The organism is Bordetella genomosp. 7 (genome assembly GCF_002261265.1).
In the GTDB taxonomy this organism is placed as follows: Bacteria; Pseudomonadota; Gammaproteobacteria; order Burkholderiales; family Burkholderiaceae_B; genus Bordetella_A.
In genome coordinates, this window is the sequence record NZ_NEVK01000003.1 from 984,479 (window position 1) to 1,009,483 (window position 25,005).

Sequence of the window (25,005 nt, forward strand, 5' to 3'; positions counted from 1 at the left end):
TTTATGGCTATCAACTTCCACGAAAGCCCCATTCCACGCTATCTGCAGTTGGCCGATCTGATGCGTCAGCGCATCGCCCGGGGCGTGTGGGAACAAGGCAAGAAGGTGCCGTCGCTGGAAGAGCTGGTGGCCGAGTTTGGCGTGGCGCGGGTCACTGTGCGCCAGGCCATCGACGTGCTGACCCGCGAACGGCTGGTGTCGCCCCAGCAGGGGCGGGGCACGTTCGTCACGGGCCTGCCGCCCAATGACCGCTGGCTGCGCGTGCAGACCACGCTGGCCGAGCTGGCCAAGGTGTACCGCGACACCAAACCGCTCATCATCAATATCGATGAAGCCATTCATTCCGCGCCGCTGACGCCGCAAGACGGCACGGCGGCCGAGCAGTACGTATACATGCGTCGCCTGCACGAGCGGGGTGGGCAGCCGTATTGCGTGATCAATATCTACCTGGCGGAACACATCTTCCGGCGCGACGCGGCGCGGTTTCGCAACGAAACCGTAATTCCGCTGCTGGTATCCATGCCCGGCGTGCACATTGCCCAGGCGCGCCAGTCGCTGACCATAGGCACGGCCGATGCCGAACTTGCCCATCACTTGCAAGTGGCGGTCAACACACCCATTGCCGAAGTGCGCCGCGTATTTGTCGACATACATGGCGAAGTCGTCTACCTGAGCGAAGTGTCTTATCGGGGCGACTTCATCCATCTTGAAATGAACCTGATTCCCTGAAGGATGCGCCATGGGCGACGCCACCGCCAGCTTGTTTCCGGTCGATCTCAGCGTGCATGTGCTGCGCTATCCAGTGGAACACCCCGTGCGCACTTCGTTTGGCGTGATGCACGACCGCCCCGCGGTGTTCGTGCGCGTGCGCGACCGCGATGGAGCGCACGGCTGGGGCGAGATCTGGTGCAATTTCCCGGCGTGCGGCGCCGAACATCGCGCCCGCCTGGCCGAAACGGTGATGCGGCCACTGCTGCTGGGCCGCGAATACGCCGGGCCGGCAGATGCCTATGCCCACCTGACGGCGGCCACCGAGGTGCTGGCGCTGCAATCCGGCGAGCCCGGTCCCATGGCGCAGGTAATCGCCGGCGTGGACCTTGCCCTATGGGATTTGTGCGCGCGCCGGGCCGGCCAGCCGCTCTGGGCATACCTGGGCGGCACGGGCGACCGCGTCAGTGTCTACGCCAGCGGCATCAACCCGGACGAGCCGGAGCGCGTGGTGCAGCAGAAGTTCGACGAAGGGTTTCGCGCATTCAAGTTGAAGCTGGGCTTCGGCAAGGATCGCGACCTGCGCAATGTGCGGCAGGCCAGGCGGGTGCTGGGGCCTGATGTGCCCCTGATGGTGGATGCCAATCAGGGATGGGATGCGCAACAGGCCGTGGACATGGCGGCGGCGCTGGCCGAGTTCGATATCGGCTGGCTGGAAGAGCCCTTGCGGGCGGATGCTCCCATGCAGCAGTGGAGCGAGCTGGCGCGGGTGTCGCCGGTGCCCCTGGCGGCTGGCGAAAATTATCAGGGTCTGCGAACGTTCCAGGCCGCCATCGATGCCGGGTTCCTGGGTGTGGTGCAGCCCGACCTGGCGAAATGGGGCGGCATTTCGGGTTGCCTGCCGGTGATACGTGCGGTGCGCGCCGCCGGGTTGCGCTATTGCCCGCATTACCTGGGCGCGGGAATCGGGCTGATGGCGTCGGCGCACGTGCTGGCGGCGGTCGATGGCATGGGGCATGGCGGGCTGCTGGAAATCGATTCCAATGACAATCCGCTGCGCAGTTTGCTCAGTGCGCCGTTATTGCAATTAGAAGATGGCGTGGCGCGGCTGGGGCTGGCCGCGGGGATCGGGGTGGAGCCAAATCTGCGGGAGTTGCGGGCGATTTGCGGCGCACGGTGATGGCGCGCTTCGTTGCGCAGGGCAATCGGCGGGCCGCCTCGTGGCGGCCCGGGAATCAGGCCTGGTCGCGGATGGTTTGCGTGGCGCCGTTCTGTTTCACGGACTCGATGCCGCCGCTGCGGGCGGCTTCGGAGCTGTACATCTGGCTGCTGCCGATGACCTGGTTATTGGCCGCGCGCAGCGTGAAGTAGAACTTGCCGTTTGATGCGGTGGACAGGGAATAGCGAGACGCGTCGCCGCTATTTTTCTGTACGGAAGCGATGCCGTTTTCGGCCGAAGCCTTTGCGTTGTACATCTCGCTGGACAGTACGGGTTCACCGTTGCCGGCCTTGAGTACGAAGTGGAATTGTCCGTTGCTTGCTTTTTTTAATTCAAACCAACCTGCCATGATCGGTCTCCTTGGATTTGAACCTGTCGACGGAACTGCCGCGCCGGCACGGACGTGCCGAGCTTTCCGATCATAGGTAAAGCGGCAGGTTTTGCCTAGCTGGCGGACGTGCGGCGGGGCGGCAGGTCATTCTTTTCGGGCGATGACACGCAGGCGATGGCCGTCCGGGTCCAGGCCCACGAAGGTGTGGCCGATGTCCAGTTCCGTAGGTGGCAGGGCGATGGGAATGCCGCGTCGGGTCCAGTCCGCATGCAATGCGAATACGGCTTCGCGATCGGCCACCGGTATGGCCAGTTCGCCCGCGCGACCGGCGGAAATCGAGCGCGGCGTGACGGTCTGGCGGGCCCATAGCCCCAGCATCAAGCCGGAGTCGAGTTTGAATTTCGCAAAGCTGGGGGTGGCCAGCACTGGCTGCTTGTGCAGCAGTTCGGTGTAGAACCGCGCGCTGCGGTCAGGGCTATCGACATACAAGATAATCAGGTTGGGATCGATCATGCGTTTCTCCGCAATAGTGGGCCGCCGCATCGGCGTGCAGCCCCGGGAATTCGTCGACTCGGATATCCATTTATTCAGCCGGTGGCCGGCATGGCCGCATTGCGCGGGGCGTCCCAGCCGGCGGCCGCTGGCGGCGGCGTGGCGTCATCAGTGATTTCGCTGGCGCGGTAGTCCAGCGCCTGCAGTTCCAGCAGGCGGCGGTAGAGCCCGCCATCGCGCTGCAGCAACTCTGCGTGACTGCCGGTTTCGGCGATGCGGCCTTTATCGAATACCAGCAGGCGGTCCATTGCCCGTACGGTAGACAGGCGGTGCGCGACCACCAGCGTGGTGCGTCCGGCCATCAGGCGCTCCATGGCTTGCTGGATCAGGCGCTCGCTTTCGCTGTCCAGGCTGGAGGTTGCTTCATCCAGGATCAGTATGGGCGCATCCGCCAGGAAGGCGCGCGCCAGCGCCACGCGCTGGCGTTCGCCGCCCGACAATTTCACGCCACGTTCGCCCACCAGCGTTTCGTAGCCCTTGGGCAGCGCCATGATGAAGTCGTGCGCGCTGGCCAGGCGCGCCGCGCGTTCGATTTCCGCACGAGTGGCGCCGGGCCGCGCGTAGGCGATGTTTTCGGCCAGCGTGCGGTGAAACAGCACCGGCTCCTGCTGCACGATGGCGATCTGGCTGCGCAACGAGGCCTGCTGGACCTGCGCGATGTTCTGGCCGTCAATCATGATCCGTCCGCCATTGATGTCGTACAGCCGCTGAAGAAGCTTGATGAAAGTGGTCTTGCCCGAGCCCGAATGCCCCACCAGCCCTACGCGCTCGCCCGCCGCGATATGCGCCGTCAGGCCTTCGTATAGCGGGGTCAGGTGCGAGCCGTAGCGAAAGTCCACGTGTTCGAAGCGGATGTCGCCGCGTTCAATGACGATGGGCCGCGCGCCGGGCGCGTCGGCCACCCCCAGGGGCTGGGCATGAAGCCATACCAGTTCTTCCATGTCGTTTACCGACCGCTGCAAGTTGCGGATGTGCATGCCGATGTCGCGCAGGTATCCCTGCAGGATGAAGAACATGGTCAGCGCGAACGTAATGTCGCCCACGCTGGCCCGGCCCTGGCGCCACAACAGCAGCGACGAGCCCAGGATGGCCACCAGCAGGGCCGCCAGCATCAGGCCCTGCACGCCGCCGTTGACGGATCCGCGCACCCAGCCGCGGCGCGTACGGTTGCGCCATTTGCCAAGCACCGTGCCCAGCCGCGCTTCTTCGCGATGCTCGGCGCCAAAGGCCTTGACCACTGCATTGCACGTAATGGCGTCGGCCAACGCTCCGCCCAGTCGCGTGTCCCATGCATTGCCCAGCCGCGCGGCCGGGGCGACGAAACCCAGAGAAAGGGCCGCAGTGACCAGTACATATGTCAGCGAGCCCAGGCCGACCACCGCCCCCATCACCGGCCAGTGCCAGCCCAGCACCAACGTGGCGCCCGCCAGCATGGCCACGGATGGCAGCAAGGCGATCAGTATCGTGTCGTTGAGCAGATCCAGCGCCCACATGCCGCGCGTGACCTTGCGCACCGTCGATCCTGCGAAGCTGTTGGCATGCCAGTCGGTAGACAGGCGTTGCACGCGATGAAATGCCCGCGCTGCCACGACGCTCATCATCTTCAGCGTCAGGCCGATGACGTTGAAGTAAACCAGCTGCAACAACACCGTAGTGCCCAGCCCCAGCCCGGCCAATATCCAGAACGCCGTGGCGGCGCGATCCCAGGCCGCGCCCGCGCCGCCGCCCGAGGCGACCGCATCGATCAACCGTCCGGCATACATGGGGGTCAGGACGTCGGCGACCGCCGAAAGCAACACCAGCAGGATAGTCAGCGTGATGCGCCACGGCTGCTCGCGCCAGTGACGGAACGTAAAGCCCAGGACATCCTTGAAGGCTTGTCCTCGAAAGTCGATTTTTCTTCGAACCATTTGTCATGCGCCCGGCGCGCAGGCGCCAGGACTCCGGTGGAAAGCGTAGGAAACAGGCCGTTCGGCGCCGGCATTGCCGGCGCGCACGAACGAAGTGACTGAGGGATAGGCGAGGGCCAGCCGTAAGCGCGGCTTACGTGCCAGGTAGGACTAGCAGGCGGCCCAGCGCCAGCAACGACTTAATGGTGTCGTTGCGCGGCCACGCTGGGGGATGCGGTACGAACTGCGGACATCGAACGCCTCCCGGTGGAAGAAAGGAAAGACAACGGAAAAAAGGTGAGCCGGATGCGGCCCGAGCGCGAATCTTATCAGGGCAGAATTGCCATTGGCAATATCCCGTAGATGCGTCCGCGCGCGTGCAGCCTGTATGCCGTTGTGTATGACGTCCGGCCGACGATGTTGCAATTTTCTGTGCGCCGGCGGCGCGCCACCGTTGTACGCTGAATGCCGGCAGCATGGGTACACAACTTGCGAAGCCGCGGCTTCGTTGCCCACATAAGGAGTGCGCCATGACCGACATTAACGATGTGCAAGCCGCCATGCGTCTGTGGCACGAGGCTCATACCGCGGTAATGGACTTCTACGAAGCGCACAACGTGCTGGAGCCCGCGCGGTATGAAGAATGGATGGTGCTGCGTCGCGTGGAAGACGACGTGCGGCGCCAGGCCGATATCCTGATCGAGCGTGCTCGCAGCGAATTGCCTGCGTAGCAAGAGCCGTGTTGCGCGGCCGACAGACGGGTGCGGTCAGGCCCGCCCGAGCGGCAATGCCAGTTCTTGCCAGCCGCGGGCTGCCGTGTCGCGCAGTACTGCAACGACATGCCGGCATGCGTGGTCGACGGCTGTTTCGACGGGCATGCCCGTCAGCAGGTGTCCGGCCAGGCGCGCAGCGAACAGGTCGCCCACACCCTTCGCGGCGCAGGGAATCTGTGCGTGGCTGTACACGCGCCGCTGGGCGCGTGTAACCAGCGCCACGTGCATCTGGCCCGACGGCCATTGGCGCGGCGCCGCGCTGGTTACCACTACCCACTGCGTGGTCGGGCCCAGCAATCCGGACGCGGCATTGTGCACGTCGTCCATCGTGTGCAGGGGGCCTCCAGCCAATTGCTCGAGTTCGAAGTGGTTGGGCGTCAGGCCGTGGGCATGCGGCAGCAGCGAGCGCCAGGCCCGCGCAAGCGCGGGGTCGGTGTATGCGCCGTGGTCGAAGTCGCCCATGACGGGGTCGATATGCACGCGCAGGGTGGGGCGGGTACGCAGCGCCTGCCCCAGCCATTCGGCGAGCACGGCGGTCTGCTCGGCGGCGCCCAGGAAGCCCACCAGCACTGCCCGAACGTGGGCCAGGACGTCGCGCGCGAACAGGTCTTGCAGGTACCCCGCGAACCAGTCGGCAGGTACGGTGCCGCCGTGCAGGGTGGGATAGTGCGGCGTGTTGCTCAGGATGACCGTGGGCACGGCCGCCACGCGCATGCCCATGGCCTGCAGGGTGGGTACCGCCGCGTTGTTGCCGACGTGACCGTAGACGACCTGCGACTGTATCGATACCACATCGACGGGCAGCGGACGCAGCGGCGCAGCGAAGTTCATGGCTGTGCGCCGGACGTTGCGAAACCGGGCCAATAGTGGCTGTCGGGCAGGGCGCGCGCGCCGAAGATGGCCTGGCCGACGCGCACCGTGGTGGCGCCTTCTTCGATGGCCAGCTCGTAGTCGCCCGACATGCCCATGGACAGCTGGCCAAGGTAGATGCCGGCGGGCGCCTCCTGGCGCAGCCGGTCGCGCAGTTCGCGCAGGCGCACGAAGCAGGGTCGAACCAGGGCGGGGTCGGGCGAGAACAGGGCCAGGGTCATCAAGCCGCGCACCCGCAAGCTGGCGTAGGCGGGCAATTGCCGCACGAACGCGGCGGCGTCCTGGGGGGCCAGGCCGAACTTGCTGGCTTCACCCGATGTATTGATCTGCACGTAGACATCGAGCGCGCGCCCTTCGGCCTGGAGCCGGCGATCCAGCGCTTCGGCCACGCGCAGGCTGTCCAGTGCCTGGAACTCGCTGGCAAAACGCGCCACGAGCTTTGCCTTGTTGGTCTGCAGGTGGCCGATGACGGCCCAGCGCAGGTCTGGCAGGTCGGCCATGGCTTCCCATTTGGCGTGCGCTTCCTGGACCTTGTTTTCGCCGAGTTCGCGGCAGCCCGCGGCGTAGGCCAGGCGGATACGCGCCTCGTCCACGGTTTTACTGACGGGCAGCAGGCGCACGTCGGCCGGATCGCGCCCGGCGCGCTGGCAGGCGGCCGCGATGTTGTCGCGTACCCGCGCAAGGTTGCGACGGAAATCGGCCAGCGAGACGGCGCTCGGATAAGCGGAAGTGTGATGCAGGTTCATGGCGTGGGTCGATTGTTGCGCGGCTGGCGCAAAGAGATATCAGCATGCCCCAGTTGCGGCAGCCCGTCGAGCCGGCTCCATCAAGGAAGGCCGGCATTGCGCCACCGCCCCGCCGCTGAAAGGTGGGCACCTTCCAGGGCGCCGGGGTACGTACTTTTATATATATAAAAATGATTAAATATTATTTTCTTATATATATGAATAATGAAAGAATCCAGTCCAGGCTAGTTTCTTTCGTGGTGCGACCCCTATGAAGCCCTTTTTCCGACTGTTCGCCGCCGCTGCGCTGGCTACCGGCGCCGCCTTTGGCGCCCAGGCCGCGGCACCCTTGCTCACACCAGCAGAGCTGAACGATCTGCGCACGTCGCCGACCGTGCGTATTGTCGACATCCGCTCGGCGGCTGACTATTCGGCCAACCACATCCCGGGCGCAGTCTCCGCCCCGTACGCGCAGTGGCGCGGGCCGGCCGATAGTCCCGGCCAATTGCCCCCCACCGACAAGCTGGCCGATCTGGTCCGCAATCTGGGCATCGACAAGAACGTGCATACGGTGGTCGTGTCCACCGGGGCCGACCAGACCGATTTCGGCGCTGCCGCGCGGGTGTACTGGACCCTGAAATATCTGGGGCTGTCCGAGCTGTCGATCCTGAACGGCGGCGCCAAGGCCTGGGCCGATGCCGGGCTGCCGCAGGACCAGGCGGTTCCCTCGGTTGCCGCCACCAGCTTCCAGCCGGCGCTCAACACATCGCTGATCGCTACGCAAGAACATGTGCTGGCCCAGATCGACAACCCGCGGGTACAACTGGTGGACGCTCGGCCGTCCAATTTCTTCCGCGGCGAAGTGAAGGCGCCTACAGCCAAGGTGCCTGGCACGATTCGTTCGGCGCTCAACCTTGAACACAGCAAATGGTTCAAGCCCGGCACCGCTATCTTCGTTTCCGCGGAAGAAGCCAAGGCCATCGCCGCGCAATCGCTGCCCGATCCGGCCGACGAGACCATTTCGTTCTGCAACACCGGGCATTGGGCCGCGACCGACTGGTTTGCCCTGTCGGAAGTGGTGGGGCAGAAGAACGTGACGCTTTATCCTGCGTCGCTGGCCGAATGGACGCAGGCGCCGGAGGCGCTGCCCATGGACAACGTGCCCAGCCGTGGGCAGCAGATCCTGAAAAGCCTGAAAGACCTGGTCAGCTGATCCGCTGACGATGGCGGGCGCGCATTGCGCCCCGCCCCGCGCCGTGCGCCTCGCGCCCGCGGCCCGGGGCGTCTTGAATCCTATCCATTATTCCAATACGCGACGACGCAGCACTCTTTCATGACCCGATTCCCGCTAGCGGCCCTGTTGGCCGCCTTTTTTCTGGCCCTGGCCTGGTTCGTATCGCTGCGCCAGGCGGTGCTTTTTCTGGTTGGCATAGGCATGGGCGCCGTGCTTGCCGGCGCGCGCTTCGGCTTCACCACCGGCTGGCGCCGCCTGATCGAGCAGCGCGACCCCAGCGGCGTCATGGCGCAGCTGCTGTTGCTGGCGCTTGCCGCGGCAATGTCCATGCCCCTGCTGGCCATGTTTCCCACCGACCTGGGCGCTGCGCTAGGGCCGCCCAGCGTCAGCCTGTTGATCGGCGCCTTTGTATTCGGCGCAGCCATGCAAGTGGCCGACGGCTGCGGCTCGGGCACTCTGTACAAGGCCGGCATGGGTGTGCCGTTGAACATGGTGATATTGCCCGTCTTCGCGATCGGCAGTTTCCTGGGTTCGGCCCAACTTGACCTGTGGCTGCAGCTGGGCGCGACGCGCCCGGTGGGCCTGGTGGCCAGTTTCGGTCCGTGGCAGGCCTTTGGCCTGACGCTGGCCGGACTGTTGTTGCTGGGGCTCGCCGCCCGCGCCTGGGCAGGCAAGGGCGCCAACTGGTTCAGCCGCCGCCTGCTCATCGGCGCCATCCTGCTGGCCGTGCTGGCGATGCTGAATCTGCTGATCGCCGGCCAGCCGTGGGGCGTGGTTTACGGCTTCGGTTTATGGGCAGCGAAGGTCGCGACCGCGGCGGGTCTGTTCGACGCGGGCGCCAATCCCTTCTGGAGCCAGCCGGTCAACATGTCGAACCTGTCGCAGTCCGTGTTCCTGGACGTGACTTCCATCACCAATATCGGGATTCTCGCGGGCGCGCTGTTCATTACCGCCAGGAAGTCAGCCTCGTCGGACGAGCGCACACCGCTGACAACCCGGCAATGGGTAGTCGGCATCATCGCGGGCTTTCTGCTGGGATACAGCTCGCGCCTTGCATTCGGCTGCAATATCGGCGCGATGGTCAGTGGCATTTCCACCGGCAGCCTGCACGGCTGGATCTGGGTGCCGGTGGCGTTCTGCGGGTCCCTGATCGGTGTGCGCATCCGCCGCCATTACGCATTTTGACCGGAGCCTGCATCATGACGAAAAAAGTATCGTGGCTGGCCGTGGGGTTCTGGCTGGCGCTGGCCGCCTTCTTCAGTTGGGACTGGGCCGTGTCCGACCCCGTGAATGTGCGCCACGAGCCGCCGCTGATCGCGGCGGGATCGGGCCAGGCGCCCGTAGGCGGACACTGCGCCTCGACGTTCTAGCGCCGTGCGCGGCCCGGGGTACCTGCAACGGGCCCCGCGCGGCCGTTATCCGCACTGCGCCGCTATGGCGCCCGGGTCGCTCACGTAGCGGTTGCTGTTGCCCTGTATCGCTTGGATCTTGCGGTCGCGCACGCGCTCTTGCTCGGTAACGGGGTAGGTGCGCGCCCACACGCAATACAGGCGCCGTTCCTGTGCGCTGAGATTCAGGCGGTAGGTTTCCACCATGTAGAAGGTCGCGCGCGCGATTGCGCCGCGTGCGCGCTGCGGCGGCTGCGCCCGGCGCCCCTTGAAGTCCACCACCATCTGGCATTGCCCGTACATGCGCGGCTGGTTGTCCCACACGGTGTAGCGGAAGTTGCTGCGGTCGTTGTTGAGTTCGCCGATGGCCGGCACCAGGTTGTGCAGGTCGCCTTCGGCCTTGCGAAAGGCCGCATCGGTGGCGCTGCAGTGCTTGCGTCCCCCGCGCTGCCAGCATTGCCGCTGGTGGCCGATGGCCCAGGCCGGAACGATGTGCTCCCATTCCACGCGCCGCGCGCGGCTGGCATCTTTGCGTATGGTGTAGCCGCACGCGCGCAGGTCGATCGATTTGCCGCGATAGGGGCAGCCGCAATAGAACGTCGAGCCGGATGAACCATGGACGCGCGGCAGGACTTGCTTGGCATGCTGATAGTCGCGATGACCCGTTGCCGAAGCGCGGGTTACCAGTTCGGCGGCGGCTTGGGTGGGCGGCGGGAATGCGGCAAACGTTGCGGAAAACAATAGTACGGCCAACTTCATAGGCCGGCAGTGTACCGGACGCGCCCGCGCGCGCCGCCTTGCCGCGTCAGCCGCGCCGAGCGGCCTCGATGGCGGCGATGTCGATCTTGGTCATGTCCATCATGGCCAGGAACGCGCGCCGGGCGGCCGCGCGGTCGGGGTCTTTGATGGCGTCCAGCAGCACGCGGGGCGCAATCTGCCACGATATGCCCCATTTGTCCTGACACCACCCGCAGGCGTTCTCGCGTCCGCCATTGCCCACTATGGCGTTCCACAGACGATCGGTCTCGGCCTGGTCTTCGGTAGACACCAGGAACGAGAACGCTTCGTTATGGCTGACGCCCGGCCCACCGTTCAACCCCAGGCATGGCGTACCCATGACCGTGAACTCGACGGTCAGCACGTCGCCTTCGCGTCCGGCCGGATAGTCGGCCGGCGCATGCAGGACCGCGTCTACGCTGCTGTGGGGAAAGGTCGCGGCGTAGAAGGTCGCGGCGTCCAGCGCCGCGCCGTCGTACCACAGGCAGATCGTGTTTTTGCTGGGCATGGTGATCTCCAGTACGTGTGGATGAACGCGCCGCTTCCCCCAGGTGCGCGTTTACTTTGCTTTCACATATTTGTGAATTTCGCCGGCGGCCCCGGTGGTCCATTCGTCGATCAGGGGCTGCAGGCTGGATGGCTGCACGCCCGCTTGCCCCTGCGCCGCGTTGGCCACCTGTTCGCCGGTGCCCCCGCGCACCGCGGCATACAGCAGTTCGTTGGTCACGCTGTCGACCACGCGTGTCTCTATAGCAATGGACGCTTCGCGCGGGCGGCCGCCTTCAAGCGCGGCCTTGGCGCCCGTAAGCACCAGTGCGACGGGAATGTACTGATAGGCCTTGAGCGATTCGGTCTCGGCGCCTACGGCGGTGATCGCGACGCTGACGCGCGCCACGCCCGCCCCGGCATGGTCGGCCAGCCGCACCTGCTCGCCGATTTTCTGGCGCAACGCTTGCTCCACGTTCGCGCGGATCTGTTCCAGCGTCTGGGCGGATACGTCCTGCGTGGGCTGCGGCTGCGGGTAGAACACCACCCGGTCCAGCCACACCGCCTGGTAGCGGTCTGCCGTGAAGTTGGGGTTCAGGTAAGCCAGGCGGGTGCCACCACCGGGAGCCGGAGCCTTGCGCAGCTGGGAGTAATCCGACAAGAAGCCCGATTGCTTGGGCGCCGGCGTGCTGCAGGCCGCCAGCAGGGCCGAGGCGCATACGGCAAGGCCGAGCGTGCGCAGTGTCTTGTTGATTTTCTTCATCGATTGCTCCTAGGGTGGGCGGAAATGAATTGCGGCATCGCTACCCGCGCCTGTGGCGCGGGCAGCGCAGGCAAAGAGCGTACTGCGTCCGCCGCCGGTCAGCAATGGCCGCCGCGGTTGCCGGCGGCTACGCCGGGCAAGCCGGCCACGCAAGCGGCAGTGCGTGCGTACCGACAGTTCTATTACAGCGGCGCCGCAAGGGCTTTTTCTACTTCAACGGCGATTTCCAGCAGTCGCCGGTCATTGTTCGGCGCGCCCATCAACTGATAGCCGATGGGCAATCCGTCCACCGGCAGGGGTAGCGACGCCGCGCACAGGCCAAGGTAGTTGGCGGGCTGGGTGTTCTGCGTCATGCCCAAGGCCAGGCGCAGGCCTTTGTCGGGGTCGGCCAGGTCGGACAAGAGTGGCGGAAAATCGGCGGTGGTGGGGCTGACCCAGGCGTCGTAGCCTGCGAATCGCCGCGCGGCTGACGCGCGGCTCTTGGTGCGCTTGTCTTCCAGCGCCAGGAACTCGTACGCCTTGGCTTCCAGCCCGGATTCGACGCGCCGGGCGATCACCGGATCCATCAGGTCTTTCTGCGCCAGGTAGCGGTCTTTGCCCAGTATGGACAACAATGACGCCGGCATGGATACCGGAAAGTAGCCGGCGCGTTCGGGCGCCTCGGGAACCACGATGTCTTGCAGCAGGCAGCCGTTTTTGCGCAGACGCTCATTGGCGCGATGGAATGCGTCGCCTATCTGCACATCAAGGTTGTCGCCGAAATGGTTGGTGGGCACGCCCAGGCAAAGCCGATCCAGGCGGGGCATGGAAGGCCGGGTGTCGTATTGGTATCCGAACAGTATTGACGAAATCGTGTCGAAGGCCAGCAGGGCGTCTTTGGCTGTGCGCGTGATCAATCCGATGGAATCGACACGCGGGTCCAGCGGAAATGCGCCGTCCGTGGGCCACAGGCCCACCGTAGTCTTGATGCCGAACATACCGTTGAAGGCGGCCGGCACGCGCACCGAACCGCCCGAATCCGTGCCGATGGCCAACGCACACAGGCCGGCGCCCATCGCCACGCCCGAGCCCGAGCTCGATCCGCCCGGGGCGCGCTGTTGCTGCATGTCCGCAGGGTTCCAGGGCGTGCCGCGCGGGCTGGAATGGCCGGTGATGCCCAGGCATAGTTCGACTGCCTTGGTCTGCCCCAGGAACACGCAGCCGGCGCGGCGCAGCGCCTGGATGAATATCGCTTCCGAAGCGCCCAGGATATCGGGCAGCTCCATGTTGGAGCCCACGCGCGGCGCGGGCATGCCGGAAATCACGAACACATCCTTGATGGCGATGGGCACGCCCATCAGCGGCCCCAGGTCGGCGCCCGTCTTGATCAAGGCGTCCATGGCTCGCGCGGTGGCGATGGCGCTGTCGGCGGCCACCGATTCGAACGCGCCCAGCCGGGCATCCAGTTTTTCGATGCGTTCGAGATACGCCCGCGTAACCGCTTCCGAAGTCACCCGCCCCGCACGGAATTCCGCCGCAAACGCCTCCAGGCCCCCCGCCGCGAAAGGATCCACCGGTAAATCGCTCATGATGTCATTCTCCGAAAATAACCTTCCATACTTGCCGGCCGCAGGGCCTAGAGGCCCAGATAGGCCTTTCTGATCATGGGGTGGCCTTCCAGCATCTTCGACGGGCCGTCCAGCACCAGGCGCCCGTTCTCCAGCACATAGGCGCGGTCGCTGCATTGCAGCACCTGCTTGATATTCTGTTCGACCAGCAATACCGGAAACCCCAGGTCCGCGACGCGTCTAATGGTCTGCATGACTTGTTTCACATACAGCGGCGACAGGCCCAGGCTGGGTTCATCCATGATCAGCAGGCGGGGCTCCAGCATCAGCGCGCGGCCGATGGCCACCATTTGCTGCTGGCCGCCCGATAGCGATCCGGCCGGCGAACTGGCGAATTTTTCGACGTCCGGAAACAGCGAGAACACGCGGTCCAGGCTGGCCTTTCTGTTGGCGCGCAGGCGCGGCAGGTATGCCCCCAGCAGGATGTTGTCTTTGACGCTGAGGTTGGGAAACAACTGCCGGCCCATGGGCACGTGCGCCAGGCCGCGCTCGGCCATCTGGTGCGGCGCCAGGCCGGCGATGTCTTCGCCCTTGAACATGATCCGCCCCTTCCAGGGCCGGATCATGCCGGACACGGCGCGCAGGATGGTCGACTTGCCGCTGCCGTTGCCGCCCACCAGGCCAACCAGCTCGTTTTTCCTGATGACGAGCGATACGCCAAAGACCACCTGTAACGCGCCATAACCCAGGTCGATATCTTCGACCGTCAATATGATGTCTTCATCGATCATGTGCTTTCAGTCCGTGCCCAGGTAAGCTTCGATGACATTCTCGTCATGGATGACATCGGTGGCCGCGCCTTCCGCAATCTTGTTTCCGCTGGCCAGCACAATGACGTGATCGGCCAGCTGAATGATGGCTTCCATGATGTGCTCGACCATCACGATGGAAACCCCCGTGGCCGTCAGGGTGCGCAGCAGCGCAATCATTTCTTTCAGGGCCGGAGGGTTCAACCCCGCCATGATCTCGTCCAGGAAGAGAATGCGCGGCTCCAGTGCCAACGCCTTGGCCAGTTCCAGGCGACGCAGGCGGGCCAGGTTCAGGTCGGTGGTGAGCTGGTCGGCCCGATCCGCCAACCCCACGCGTTGCAGCGCAGCCCGCGCCACGCCTTCGGCGTCTTTGCGCCGCGGGTGCTTCAGGAACGCCGCGACAAGTACATTTTCCAGCACGGTCATTTCTTCATAGGGCCGGTCGGTCTGGAACGTGCGGCCCATACCCAGGCGCGTGCGCACGTAGGGCGGCAGGCGCGTCACATCGTGTTCCATGAAAGTGACCGTGCCCGCAGCTACCGGGGCAAACCCGGTAATGGCGTTGAACAGCGTAGATTTGCCGGCGCCATTCGGGCCGATCAGGCCCAGTATCTGCCCCTGGTTCAAGGCCAACGAAACATCGTTGACTGCCACCAGCCCGCCGAACTGCACCTTGATGTTGTCAGCCCTGAGCACGGTTTGCATATTTCTTCCTGGTCAGCTTGTACACATATTCGCCCATGATGCCGCGCGGCAGCAGCAGGATCACCACCAGTATCAGCACCCCATAGACCAGCATATTGGCTTGCGCAAAGGCCGTGCGAAAGACTTCTCCCGATATCACCAACAGCGCGGCGCCCACGGCCGGCCCCCAGATCGTGCCGCGTCCGCCGATGATGACCGTCAGCGCAATCTGCACGGATAACAACAGGTTGAATATGATGTGCGGCTCGATAAACGACAGGAATATCCCGTAGACGCCGCCGCCCAGCGCGGTCAGCATGCCCGACAGCACGAAGGCTTTCAGCTTGACTGCGGTGGGATTGATGCCGGCGGCCATCGCGGCCTCTTCGTTGTCGCGCACGGCCTTGAGCTGGAAGCCGAACCTGCGCCGGGAAATGAACACCACCACGGCCAGCGTGATCGCGGCGTAGGCCAGGGCCAGGTAATACTGCGTGGTCTTGTCGAACAGGTCCACGCCGAAAGGTTCGGGCAAGGTGTCGATGAACACGCCCGAGGCTCCACCGGTAAGCCAGCCTTCGTTGATGGCGACCAGCCGCAGAATTTCGGCAATGGCGATAGTGGACAGCGCGAAGTAGGGGCCGCGCAGCCCGAACGTCAGTCCACCCCATACAAGCGCCATGATTGCTGCCACGCCCATGGCCAGCAGAACGGACCACCAGGGCGCCCAGCCGAACTGCGATGCCCCGATCGCCACGAAATAGGCGCCCAGGCCCACAAAGCTGGCATGTCCCAGGCTGAGCTGGCCCGCCCAGCCGCCAAGAATATTCCACGACGTTGCCCACCCGGTGAACAGCAACACAGAGATCCCGACCGTGATGTAGGCCGAGCCCGTCGCGGGGTAGCAGGCTGCCGCGACGATCAGCGCGGCCAGAATCAATACTTGCTTGCTCATACCCGTTTCACCGTTTTGCCAAAGAGACCTTCGGGCTTGACCAGCAGCACCACCAGGAACGCCACCAGCCCGTAGGCGTCGCGATATGCCGAATCCAGGTAAGAGGCCCCCAGCACCTCGACCACGCCCAGCAGCAGGCCGCCGATGATGGCGGCGCCAATGTTGCCGAGCCCGCCCAGCACGGTGACCACGAAAGCCTTGAGGGTGAACAGCGCGCCCGTGGTGACCGGCGAGGCGAACAGCAGAGGGATCAGCGCCACACCCGCGGTGACGGCGAGCGCCATGCCCAGGCCGAACACGATGGCCTGCATGCGCTTGGTATTGATGCCGACCAGCTCCGCGCCGAGCCGGTTTTCGGCGGTGGCCTTGATGGCGCGTCCGATCTCGGTACGGTTCAGCAGCAGATACAGGCTGGCGATAACCGCGACGGTGGCCAGGCCAGCCAACAACAGCACGATGGAAATGCGGATATTGCCCAGTGCCAGCGTACTTGCGGCGTACGCAACGTTGACCGATTTCGGCTCGCCGCCGAACGTCAGCAGCAGCAGGTTGGCAATCACCAGGGAAATGCCCAGGGTGGCCAGCATCATGGTTTCGGGCTTGGCGTCGATCACGCGGGTCAGCACCAGTTTCTGCATCAGCGCGCCCACGATGAACCCCAAGGGAATGGCCGGGACCAGCGTCAGGTAGGGGTCCCACCCGAACAGGCCGTTGAGCAGCACCGCGAAATACATGCCCAGCACCACAAAATCGCCGTGGGCAAAGTTGATCGTGCGCATGACGCCGAACACCAGGGTCAGGCCCACGCCTATCAGGGCGTACACGGCCCCGATCAGCACCCCGTTAGAGAGGTTCTGAACAAACGAAACATAATCCATCTAGCGGCCCTTGCGCCGGCCGGCTGCCGCCGGCCGCCGTGTTGAATGCGATAGAGCATCGGCAGCCATGGTCACATGCGGCCGCAACGCGGCAGGTGACCATGGCTGCGGAATAGCCCGCCTTCAGTTCGACAGTTTGGCTTTCTGCGAAGCCAGGTTGTCGGGGTACACCGTGACGTGCTTGCCGTCCTGGATCTGGATGATGACGCTCTTGATCGGATTCTGGCCTTTGAAGCCGTCGTAATCCTTGAACGTCACGTCGGTGACGGGCGTCTTGAGGTCGGTGCCGGCAAGAGCATCGCGCACTTTTTCGCGGTCGGTCGATTTGGCGCGGCGCAGGGCGTCGGCCGCGACCGTCAGCGCCAGGTAACCCTCGGCCTCGTAGAAAGAAGGTTCTTCCTTGGCCTTGGCCTTCAGGCGCTCATAGAGTTCGGGCGTGCCTTCGTACTTGACGTCCGGGCTCCAGCTTACGGCCGACACGATGTTCTCCGATTGCGGGCCCACCTGCTGGATGAAGCTGATCATGGACGAGGCCGTATCGATGGCCACCACCTGGGCATTCAGGCCCACTTCCTTGATTTGCCGGGCAATGGCGATGCCGTCATCGGCATACGAGCTCGTCAGCAGAATGTCGGGCTCGTCGGCGCGAAACTTGTTCAGTATCGGCCGGAAGTCCGTCGTGCCCTGGTCATAGGCCTGCTTGCCCACGATTTTATAGCCCCGCTTTTCCGCCTGGCGCGCGCCTTCTTCGCTGACCGAAGTGGGCCACGCCCCATTGCCGTGCATGATGGCGATCTTCTTCAGGTCGCCGTTACTCTTGCGCAAATAGTCGAAGTAATCGAAATACACATTCGCCACGATGGTGGAATTGTGCTTGGCCCGAAACACCCAGGGCGACCCGGGCTTGGTGATCGAATCGTCGGCGCTGCCCAGCACGATCAGCGGGATCTTCTGGCGTGAGGCCAGCTTGGACATGGGGCCGGTGATCCCCGAGGCATACGACCCTATGATCAGCGGCACGCCTTGCTTGTTCAGCGATTCCACCGCCGCCAGGGCGCTCTGTGCGTCGGAGCGGTCGTCCTGGACGATCAGTTCGAGCTTTTGGCCGTTGATGCCGCCGTTGGCATTGATTTCTTCCAGGGCCACCTGCATGCCCGTGTTGTACCGCTGCCCGAAAGCCGCGAAGTTGCCTGACAAACTATTAATGACGCCAACCTTGACCTGCGCAAGCGCGGGCATCGAAAGCGCGGACGCGCACACGACGGCCGCCAGACTGCCTTTTATGAATCTGTTGTGAGCTTTCATGGTTTTCCCCTAAAGAAAATTTCAACTGCACAAACACTGCGTGGAGCGGCAATTCACTTTCTTCGGCTTCCGATGGCGCGCAAGCGGTGGCGGTACGGAAAGCACCCTGGCGATTGTCAGGGTCGTAGCTAGGGCAACCAGTATATAGACAGTTGTATGCGGAAGCGTATACAGAATTCGGCATCGTGTTCACAATGCGGACAGCTCGAACCATACGCATGTGGCGGCTCGGCCAGATGCCAACCGCACGAAACAGAAAAGCCCGCTGGATGACAAATCCAGCGGGCTTTTTCTTGGGAATTTTGGTGGAGCGGAGGAGGATCGAACTCCCGACCTTCGCATTGCGAACGCGACGCTCTCCCAGCTGAGCTACCGCCCCAATCGAGCGCGGAACTATAGCATATTCTGCAAAAGCCCCGCAAACGGATATGGCGCAAACCGGCCGCGCGCCGGATGTGCCTGGTTCAGCCCGCCAGGTCCAGGGTAGCCACCACCGGAGTATGGTCCGATGGCTGCTCGTTGGATCGCGGAGCCTTGTCGATGACGCAGGATACGCAGCGCTGGGCAAGGGGGGCGGACAACAGGATGTGGTCGATGCGCAAGCCCGCGTTGCGGCGGAAGGCGAACTGGCGGTAGTCCCACCAGCTGAACGATTTTTCGGGCTGCTCGAACATCCGGAACGAATCGGTGAGCCCCAGGTCGAGCAGGGCGCGAAACGCCGCGCGCTCGGGTTCGGACACGAGTACCTGGCCTTCCCACTTGGCCGGGTTGTGCACATCTTCGTCGGCCGGCGCCACGTTGTAGTCGCCCAGTATGGCCAGGCGCGGATACGCCTGCAGCTCTTCGCCCAGCCAGCGATGCAAATGCTGGAACCAGTCGAGCTTGTAGGCGTATTTGTCGCTGCCGACCGCCTGGCCGTTGGGGCAGTACACGCAGACGATGCGCACGTCGCCGGCCGGCGAGGGCAGGGTAATGGCCAGCAGGCGTTGTTGCGGGTCGTCCATTCCCGGGATGTTGCGCACCATGGCCGAGCCCGGTTCGCGCGTCAGGATGGCGACGCCGTTATAGGTTTTTTGGCCGGCCCAGGCGGCGTGGTAACCCATCTGCGTGAAAGCGTCGAGCGGGAAGTTCTCGTCGGTGAGTTTCAGCTCTTGCAGGCACAGCGCATCCACGGGATTGGCGGCGAGCCAGTCCAGTACTTGGGGCAGGCGTACTTTGAGCGAATTGATGTTCCAGGTGGCAAGTTTCATGCGTTTGTCGGGGTATGGCCGGCGTCTTCAGCGTGGCCCCGATGATACCGCGTAGCGCCGACCACGCCGGCCCCGATGGCCTGTTTGCGCAGCAGGCCGGCAAATGCGCGGCCCGCCCGGTTTTGCGGCACGGCGGGGTTCAGGAGCAGGCCCGGCGTGCGCATGGGCGCGGGGTTTTCCATGGGGATGACTCGCAACGCGGCATTGGGCGTGATGGCGCTGGGCGCGACGATGGCGGCAACGGGTACGCGGGCCACCATGCCCAGCATGGCCGCGATGGTGTTGGTTTCGGCCACGACGCTGGGTTCGGCGCCCGAGGCCGCAAAGCACTCGTTGAGCAGCCTGCGCGTCGAGAAACTGGCCGGCAGCAGCACCATGGGTTCGCGATGCAGTTCGATCATGCGGATGCGCTTGCGGTTGGCCAGGGGATGCGCATCGGACACCACCAGCACCAGTTCTTCATTGAACAGCGGCTCGAACCGCAGCGTGCTGTTGGATTCGGGCCGGTAGGCCACGCCCAGGTCGAGTTCGCGCGCCTCGAGCCGCGCGGCAATGGTGTCGGCGGCCAGCTCTTCGATGACGAGCTGCACGGTGGGATGGTGCCGCAGAAACGTCGCCATGCACTCGGGAATGAAGCTCTGGTTGAAGGTGTGGGTGGTGCCGACGCGCAATTCGCCGGTGATCGAAGCGGCGCTTTGCTTGAGCTGGCCCAGGCCCTGGTCGATTTCGCGCAGGGCGCGCGTGGCGTAGTCCAGGAAGATCTCGCCGGCGGCCGTGATCACTACCCGTTTGCCTACGCGGTCGAACAGGCGCTGGCCGATTTCTTCTTCGAGCTGGCGGATCTGGTGCGACAGGGTGGACTGCGTGACGTGCACGCGTTCGGCGGCGCGCGTGAAGTTCAGCGACCCCGCCAGGGCGATGAAGTACCGCAGGTGCCGGAGTTCCATTGCCCGCCCCAAATGATCGATGGTATCAATGATATGTGAAGAAATTAATCATTTCCATCATTTGTCAGTGCTGGCTAGTCTTGCAGCTATATCGAATCTGCGGGGAGCGGGCATGGGCAAGGTACTGGAAGGCATCGTGGTCGTGGAGCAGGGCACTTTCATTACGGGGCCCGCCGCCGGCATGTTGCTGGCGGACCTGGGCGCTGACGTGATCAAGGTGGAACAGCCCGGCACCGGCGATCCTTTCCGTGCCTTCAAGGGCGGCCTGTACAGCCCGCATTTTCAGACCTACAACCGCAACAAGCGCAGCATAGAACTGGATGCGCGCGATCCCGACGATGCCGGGGTGTTCGATGCGCTGATCCGGCGCGCCGACGTGTATATCCAGAACTTCCGGCCCGGCACGGCCGAGCGCCTGGGCGCCGGTGAAGCGCGGCTGCGGGAATTGAACCCCCGTCTGGTGTACTGCGCCATCAGCGGCTTCGGGCAAAGCGGCCCAGCCGCCGGACGGCCAGCCTACGACACGGTGGCGCAGGCGGCCAGCGGGTTTCTCAACCTGCTGGTCAATCCGGCCAACCCGCGCGTGGTCGGGCCTGCCATTGCCGATGCGCTTACCGGCTTCTATGCCGCATACGGCGTGCTGGGCGCGCTGGTGGAGCGCGCCCGCACGGGCCTGGGCAAGCGGGTGGATGTGTCCATGCTTGAAGCCATGTGCCATTTCAACCTGGACGCTTTCACGCACTTATTCTCGGAGGGCGAGGTGATGGGTCCCTATAGCCGTCCCAGCGTGTCGCAGTCGTACACGTTGCGGTGCGCCGATGGAAAATGGATCGCGCTGCACATGTCTTCGCCCGAAAAGTTCTGGCGGGCGCTGGCCGAAGCGATAGAGCAGCCGGATATTTTCAAGGATCCGCGCTTTGCCACCCGCGAGGGCCGTATTGCACACCAGGAAGCGCTGATCGAATTGCTGGGCGGAATTTTCGCGAAGCGCACGCGCCAGGCCTGGTGCCAGCGCCTGGCGGCACTGGACGTGCCGCATGCGCCGATGTACGACACCCGCGAAGCGCTGCAGGACCCGCAGGCGCGGCACCTGCAGATCGAGATAGAGGGCGTGCATCCGAAGCGCGGGCCATGGAAGACAGTGCGCTCTCCCGTGTCGTTCGACGGCCTGCTGCCCACACAGGTGATGCCGCCACCCGAACTCGGCGAGCATAACGATGAAATCCGGGCGACATTGCAGGCTGGCCGAAGGCGGCAGCCGGGCGCCTCACTCTGACAAGGACGCATCATGAAAATCGGCAAGGAAACCGTACCCCGCACATCGATCTGCACGTCCGACGAACACACGATCGTGGTGCGCGGCGCGGATCTGTGCCAGGACCTGATCGGCAAGATGGCGTTCGGGGATTACTTCTATCTGCTGGTGACGGGGCGGCGTGCCGACGCGCCGGCCAGCGCGGTGTTGAATGCCACCTTGGTGGCCATTGCCGAGCATGGTCTGGTGCCCAGCGTGCAAGCCAGCCGCATGACGCTGGCGGCTGCGCCCGATGCCCTGCAAGGGGCAGTCGCAGCCGGCATTCTGGGCTGCGGCTCGGTGATCCTGGGCGCGGCGGAAACCGCCGGCCAGCTGTTCCGCGCGATCGAGACGCGCGCCGGGCAGGGCGGGGACATGGTCGCGGCCGCGCGCGCGGTGGTTACCGAATACCGCCGCGCAGGGCGCGCGATTCCCGGTTATGGCCACCCCTTGCACAAGACGCGCGATCCGCGTGTGGCTCGTCTGTTCGAAGTCGCCCGCGAAAGCGGGGCCGGCATGCAGTACGTGGCCATTGCCGAGGCGGTGGAACACGTGATTCCCGGCATCGTGGGCAAAGACCTGAGGCTGAATGTGTCTGCAGCGATTCCGGCCGTGCTGCTGGGGGTGGGCTTTCCATTGCAGGCTTTGAAGGGCGTGCCGATTCTGGCGCGCGCTGCCGGGCTGATCGCCCACCTGACCGAAGAACAGGAAGCTCCCATCGGGTTTGCCCTGTCATACCAGGCTACGCGGCAAGTGCAGTACCAAGGCGAAGTACCCCCGGGTTTCGGGCAGGCGCAGCCATAGCGACGCCAGCCGGCGCGCTTATACATACCAACAACAGGAGGAGAGACCATGACAACAGTTACCCCGCAGTACCCGCAGGCGCGGTTGCGCCGTGGCCTGCTCGGCGCCATGCTGGCCGCGGCGCTGGGCGTGGCAGGCCTGCCGGCGCAGGCGGCCGCTTACCCGGACCGCCCGGTGCGCATGGTGGTGCCGTTCGGCCCCGGCACGACCACCGACACCATCAGCCGCATCATCGCCGAGGCTCTGGCCAAGCCCCTGGGCCAGCAAGTGGTGGTCGAGAACAAGGCCGGGGGCGGCGGCACCATCGGCACGGCGCAGGTGGCGCGGGCCGCTCCGGATGGCTATACGCTGGTAATGGGCACGGTAGGCACGCATGCCATCAACCAGGCGCTGTACAAGAACCCCGGATACGACCCTGTGAAGGATTTTGCGCCGGTGGCCTTCGTGGGCCAGACGCCCACTTTCCTGGTGACGGGCACGGGGTCGGGAATCCAGACGCTGAAAGAGCTGGCTGCCGCCTCGGCCAAGTCGCCCGGCGTCGCGTTCGCATCGGCCGGCAGCGGCACGTCGGGCCATCTGGCCGGTGAACTGCTCAAGGCCCGGCTGGGCGGCGAAATGCTGCACGTGCCCTACAAAGAAGGCGGCATGGCCGTGTCGGATGTGATGTCGGGCCAGGTGCAGTTCATGTTTTACCACCCGGCGGCGGTCATGCCGCACATCCAGGCCGGCAAGTTGCGCGCCCTGGGCGTGTCCAGCGTGAGGCGCAGCGCCGCGGCGCCGGACGTGCCCAGCATCGCCGAGCAAACCGGCAGCGATTTTGACCTGGTGGCCTGGTTCATGCTCTATGCCCCTTCCGCCACGCCCGAGCCGGTGCTGGCGACCCTGCGCAAGGCGGCGCAGGATGCGCTGGGCGATCCCGCCGTGCTCAAGCGACTGGCCAGCCAGGGCGTGGAGCAGGGCGGCGAATCCACCCGCAATCTCGCCAGCTTCCAGCAGGCAGAAATGGGCAAGTGGTCAGACCTGGTGCGCCGCTCGGGGGCGATGGTTAACTGATGCGGTGAATCAGGCGCGTGCTCGCGCCTTGCCGTGACGAAGGTGTCTGACACCCTGCGGGAGTCAGACACCTGGTTGGGCTGTAGGGGGGGCGTTTTGTGAAGGTGTTTATGACCCTGCGGGAGTCGGGCATCTGGTTCGGCTGTATGGGCGCTTTTCGTGAAGGTGTCTGACACCCTACGGGAGTCAGACACCTGGTTGGGCTGTAGGGGGCGTTTTGTGAAGGTGTCTGACACCCTGCGGGAGTCAGACACCTGGTTCGGCTGTACGGGGGCGGTTGTGAAGGTGTCTGACTCCCGTAGGGTGTCAGACACCATGCCGCGTGCGCACAGCGCCGCCTATTTCAGCGTGGAGATGAACGCTTCCGTGCGCGGGTCGCGCGGGTGGCTGAAGAGGTCGGCCGACGGACCGGACTCGACGACGCGCCCGTCCTGCAGGAACACCGCTTCGCGCGATATCGCGGCGGCCAGGCGCAGGTCGTGCGTGGCCATCAGCATCGTCATGCCTTCGCTGGCCAGCTGCTTGAGCACATCAACGACCTCGGCTGCCAGGCCGGGGTCGAGCGCCGAAGTCGGCTCGTCGCACAGCAGTACGCGCGGCGACGGCGCCAGTGCGCGTGCGATGGCCACGCGCTGCTGCTGCCCGCCAGACAGATTCAGCGGCCATGCGTCGGCCTTGGCCTGCATGCCCACCTTGGCCAGCAGCTCGAGCGCACGCTCGCGTGCACGTGCTCTGGGCCACTTCTGCACAGTGACCAGGCCTTCCATTACGTTATCGACAACCGTCTGGTGCGGAAACAGCTGGAAGTTCTGGAACACCATGCCCGTCTGCATGCGTACGCGCTGCACCGCGTCGCGCGACAGCTTATGGCGTGCATCGAAGCGCACCGTTTCATCACCCAGCCGCAAGGTGCCCGCATCGGGCGTTTCAAGCAGGTTCACGCAGCGCAGCAGCGTGCTCTTGCCGCTGCCCGAAGGCCCTATCAATGCCGTCACCGTGCCTTCGGCAATGGTGACGTCGACTTTGTCCAGAACCTGGTGGCTGCCGAAGAATTTGTCGATCTGCGTCAGCGCGATCATCGGTTTCTCTCGGAAAATACCGCGTGCTGGCCGAAGCGGCGCTCGAGCCGCGTTTGCGCAGCCGACAGCACCGAGCAGAACACCAGGTAGATCAGCGCGGCTTCGGTGTACAGGATCAGCGGCTCGTACGTCACCGCGGCGATGCGCTGCGCCGCCTGGAATATCTCGGGCACGGTCAGTACGGCGGCCAGCGATGTGTCTTTGACCAGCGAGATGAACGAATTCGACAGCGGCGGCACCGCCACCCGGGCCGCCTGCGGCAGCACGGTGCGCCGCAGCGCCTGCCCGCGAGTCATGCTCAGCGAGTAGGCGGCTTCCCATTGGCCTTTGGAAATCGACTCGATGGCGCCGCGTATCACCTCGGAGTTATACGCGCCCACATTCAGCGTAAAGCCGATCAGCGCCGCCGGCAGCGGATCCAGCACGATGCCGACACTGGGCAGGCCGTAGAAAATCACGAACAGCTGCACCAGCAGCGGCGTGCCCCGTATCAGCCACACATAAAAGCGCACCAGCGCCACCAACGGCGCCGGCCCGAACAGCCGGATCAGGGCGACCACGAAAGCCAGCACCAGGCCGCCGGCAAACGACAACAAGGTCAGCGGAACCGTGAACTTCAGCCCCGCCTGCAGCAAGGGCCAGAATGAATCGAGCATCAACTGCAGCCAGGCGGGCACGGTGGCGATGT

At 64.7% G+C, this 25,005-nt stretch carries 27 protein-coding genes and 1 tRNA gene; 9 read left to right on the forward strand and 19 right to left on the reverse strand.

All coding sequences use genetic code 11. The features are described 5' to 3' along the window. The first annotated feature begins 3 nt into the window (after window positions 1-3). Both CAL19_RS06980 and CAL19_RS06985 read left to right on the forward strand, forming a co-directional pair. The gene (locus CAL19_RS06980) at window positions 4-729 is read left to right on the forward strand and encodes a GntR family transcriptional regulator (protein WP_026638164.1); all 726 of its coding nucleotides are present in this window, start codon (window positions 4-6) and stop codon (window positions 727-729) included. A 10-nt stretch (window positions 730-739) separates the two neighbouring features. Then, entirely contained in the window at window positions 740-1,888 is a 1,149-nt protein-coding gene (locus CAL19_RS06985; RefSeq protein ID WP_094796356.1) for a mandelate racemase/muconate lactonizing enzyme family protein, read from the forward strand. Window positions 1,889-1,943: 55 nt separating this feature from the next. On the opposite strand, the gene CAL19_RS06990 is transcribed toward CAL19_RS06985, so the two are convergent. The 3 genes from CAL19_RS06990 to CAL19_RS07000 all read right to left on the reverse strand — a co-directional run bounded on the left by CAL19_RS06990 (window position 1,944) and on the right by CAL19_RS07000 (window position 4,720). Beyond that, window positions 1,944-2,276: a YegP family protein gene (locus CAL19_RS06990; RefSeq protein WP_026638162.1), complete on the reverse strand. Its 333-nt coding sequence runs from the start codon at window positions 2,274-2,276 to the stop codon at window positions 1,944-1,946. 126 nt (window positions 2,277-2,402) lie between these two features. Next, window positions 2,403-2,771 (reverse strand): VOC family protein, encoded by a 369-nt coding sequence (locus tag CAL19_RS06995; protein WP_026638161.1) that lies wholly within the window; start codon window positions 2,769-2,771, stop codon window positions 2,403-2,405. Window positions 2,772-2,845: 74 nt separating this feature from the next. Further along, entirely contained in the window at window positions 2,846-4,720 is a 1,875-nt protein-coding gene (locus tag CAL19_RS07000; protein WP_094796357.1) for an ABC transporter ATP-binding protein, read from the reverse strand. Window positions 4,721-5,229: 509 nt separating this feature from the next. Between CAL19_RS07000 and CAL19_RS07005 the strand changes: the two genes are divergently transcribed. Continuing rightward, a complete protein-coding gene (locus CAL19_RS07005; protein ID WP_026638160.1) occupies window positions 5,230-5,430 on the forward strand; it encodes a hypothetical protein in 201 nt (66 codons plus the stop codon). Between the two features lie 36 nt (window positions 5,431-5,466). Here the strand turns inward: CAL19_RS07005 and pdxK are convergent, their stop codons facing one another. Both pdxK and CAL19_RS07015 read right to left on the reverse strand, forming a co-directional pair. Next, window positions 5,467-6,303 carry a pyridoxine/pyridoxal/pyridoxamine kinase gene (gene pdxK, locus CAL19_RS07010; RefSeq protein ID WP_094796358.1) on the reverse strand — a complete coding sequence of 279 codons (837 nt, stop codon included), beginning with the start codon at window positions 6,301-6,303 and terminating at the stop codon, window positions 5,467-5,469. Then, on the reverse strand, window positions 6,300-7,088 hold the full coding sequence (locus CAL19_RS07015) for a YggS family pyridoxal phosphate-dependent enzyme (RefSeq protein WP_094796359.1): 789 nt from the start codon (window positions 7,086-7,088) through the stop codon (window positions 6,300-6,302). Before CAL19_RS07015 ends, pdxK begins: the two co-directional genes overlap by 4 nt. Window positions 7,089-7,338: 250 nt before the next feature. Between CAL19_RS07015 and CAL19_RS07020 the strand changes: the two genes are divergently transcribed. From CAL19_RS07020 to CAL19_RS19685, 3 genes are all read left to right on the forward strand, one after another. Beyond that, the gene (locus CAL19_RS07020; protein ID WP_094796360.1) at window positions 7,339-8,280 is read left to right on the forward strand and encodes a sulfurtransferase; all 942 of its coding nucleotides are present in this window, start codon (window positions 7,339-7,341) and stop codon (window positions 8,278-8,280) included. A gap of 120 nt (window positions 8,281-8,400) precedes the next feature. Continuing rightward, the gene (locus CAL19_RS07025; RefSeq protein ID WP_094796361.1) at window positions 8,401-9,486 is read left to right on the forward strand and encodes a YeeE/YedE thiosulfate transporter family protein; all 1,086 of its coding nucleotides are present in this window, start codon (window positions 8,401-8,403) and stop codon (window positions 9,484-9,486) included. Between the two features lie 14 nt (window positions 9,487-9,500). Further along, on the forward strand, window positions 9,501-9,671 hold the full coding sequence (locus CAL19_RS19685) for a hypothetical protein (protein ID WP_170940311.1): 171 nt from the start codon (window positions 9,501-9,503) through the stop codon (window positions 9,669-9,671). Window positions 9,672-9,716: 45 nt separating this feature from the next. On the opposite strand, the gene CAL19_RS07030 is transcribed toward CAL19_RS19685, so the two are convergent. From CAL19_RS07030 to CAL19_RS07085, 12 genes are all read right to left on the reverse strand, one after another. Further along, entirely contained in the window at window positions 9,717-10,448 is a 732-nt protein-coding gene (locus CAL19_RS07030) for an endonuclease (protein WP_094796362.1), read from the reverse strand. A gap of 46 nt (window positions 10,449-10,494) precedes the next feature. Beyond that, window positions 10,495-10,974, reverse strand: coding sequence for a VOC family protein (locus tag CAL19_RS07035; RefSeq protein ID WP_026638155.1), 480 nt, complete (start codon window positions 10,972-10,974; stop codon window positions 10,495-10,497). 51 nt (window positions 10,975-11,025) lie between these two features. Next, a complete protein-coding gene (locus CAL19_RS07040) occupies window positions 11,026-11,715 on the reverse strand; it encodes a DUF3313 domain-containing protein (protein ID WP_051423602.1) in 690 nt (229 codons plus the stop codon). Window positions 11,716-11,897: 182 nt separating this feature from the next. Continuing rightward, entirely contained in the window at window positions 11,898-13,283 is a 1,386-nt protein-coding gene (locus tag CAL19_RS07045) for an amidase (protein WP_094796363.1), read from the reverse strand. 47 nt (window positions 13,284-13,330) lie between these two features. Then, complete coding sequence (locus CAL19_RS07050) at window positions 13,331-14,053, reverse strand: ABC transporter ATP-binding protein (RefSeq protein WP_026638153.1); 723 nt, start codon at window positions 14,051-14,053, stop codon at window positions 13,331-13,333. 6 nt (window positions 14,054-14,059) lie between these two features. After that, window positions 14,060-14,776, reverse strand: a complete 717-nt coding sequence (locus CAL19_RS07055) for an ABC transporter ATP-binding protein (RefSeq protein ID WP_094796364.1) — start codon at window positions 14,774-14,776, stop codon at window positions 14,060-14,062. Continuing rightward, complete coding sequence (locus CAL19_RS07060; RefSeq protein ID WP_026638151.1) at window positions 14,754-15,707, reverse strand: branched-chain amino acid ABC transporter permease; 954 nt, start codon at window positions 15,705-15,707, stop codon at window positions 14,754-14,756. The genes CAL19_RS07055 and CAL19_RS07060 overlap by 23 nt, the downstream gene beginning before the upstream one ends. Then, window positions 15,704-16,585, reverse strand: coding sequence for a branched-chain amino acid ABC transporter permease (locus CAL19_RS07065; RefSeq protein ID WP_026638150.1), 882 nt, complete (start codon window positions 16,583-16,585; stop codon window positions 15,704-15,706). The genes CAL19_RS07060 and CAL19_RS07065 overlap by 4 nt, the downstream gene beginning before the upstream one ends. Before the next feature lie 123 nt (window positions 16,586-16,708). Beyond that, window positions 16,709-17,890, reverse strand: a complete 1,182-nt coding sequence (locus tag CAL19_RS07070; RefSeq protein ID WP_094796365.1) for an ABC transporter substrate-binding protein — start codon at window positions 17,888-17,890, stop codon at window positions 16,709-16,711. Window positions 17,891-18,193: 303 nt separating this feature from the next. Beyond that, a tRNA-Ala gene (locus CAL19_RS07075) sits at window positions 18,194-18,269 on the reverse strand. Between the two features lie 85 nt (window positions 18,270-18,354). Then, window positions 18,355-19,140 carry an exodeoxyribonuclease III gene (xth, locus tag CAL19_RS07080; protein ID WP_026638148.1) on the reverse strand — a complete coding sequence of 262 codons (786 nt, stop codon included), beginning with the start codon at window positions 19,138-19,140 and terminating at the stop codon, window positions 18,355-18,357. Beyond that, entirely contained in the window at window positions 19,137-20,087 is a 951-nt protein-coding gene (locus CAL19_RS07085) for a LysR substrate-binding domain-containing protein (protein WP_094796366.1), read from the reverse strand. The genes xth and CAL19_RS07085 overlap by 4 nt, the downstream gene beginning before the upstream one ends. 112 nt (window positions 20,088-20,199) lie before the next feature. Between CAL19_RS07085 and CAL19_RS07090 the strand changes: the two genes are divergently transcribed. From CAL19_RS07090 to CAL19_RS07100, 3 genes are read left to right on the forward strand one after another with little or no spacing between them, the layout of a single operon-like run. Further along, on the forward strand, window positions 20,200-21,363 hold the full coding sequence (locus CAL19_RS07090) for a CaiB/BaiF CoA transferase family protein (RefSeq protein WP_094796367.1): 1,164 nt from the start codon (window positions 20,200-20,202) through the stop codon (window positions 21,361-21,363). 12 nt (window positions 21,364-21,375) lie between these two features. Beyond that, a complete protein-coding gene (locus CAL19_RS07095; RefSeq protein WP_094796368.1) occupies window positions 21,376-22,185 on the forward strand; it encodes a citryl-CoA lyase in 810 nt (269 codons plus the stop codon). Window positions 22,186-22,233: 48 nt separating this feature from the next. Continuing rightward, window positions 22,234-23,238, forward strand: coding sequence for a Bug family tripartite tricarboxylate transporter substrate binding protein (locus tag CAL19_RS07100; RefSeq protein WP_038851886.1), 1,005 nt, complete (start codon window positions 22,234-22,236; stop codon window positions 23,236-23,238). Between the two features lie 338 nt (window positions 23,239-23,576). Here CAL19_RS07100 and CAL19_RS07105 read toward each other — a convergent pair whose 3' ends face one another. Then, window positions 23,577-24,317, reverse strand: a complete 741-nt coding sequence (locus tag CAL19_RS07105) for an amino acid ABC transporter ATP-binding protein (RefSeq protein ID WP_026638144.1) — start codon at window positions 24,315-24,317, stop codon at window positions 23,577-23,579. After that, on the reverse strand, window positions 24,314-24,994 hold the full coding sequence (locus CAL19_RS07110; RefSeq protein WP_026638143.1) for an amino acid ABC transporter permease: 681 nt from the start codon (window positions 24,992-24,994) through the stop codon (window positions 24,314-24,316). The genes CAL19_RS07105 and CAL19_RS07110 overlap by 4 nt, the downstream gene beginning before the upstream one ends. Between the last annotated feature and the right edge of the window lie 11 nt (window positions 24,995-25,005).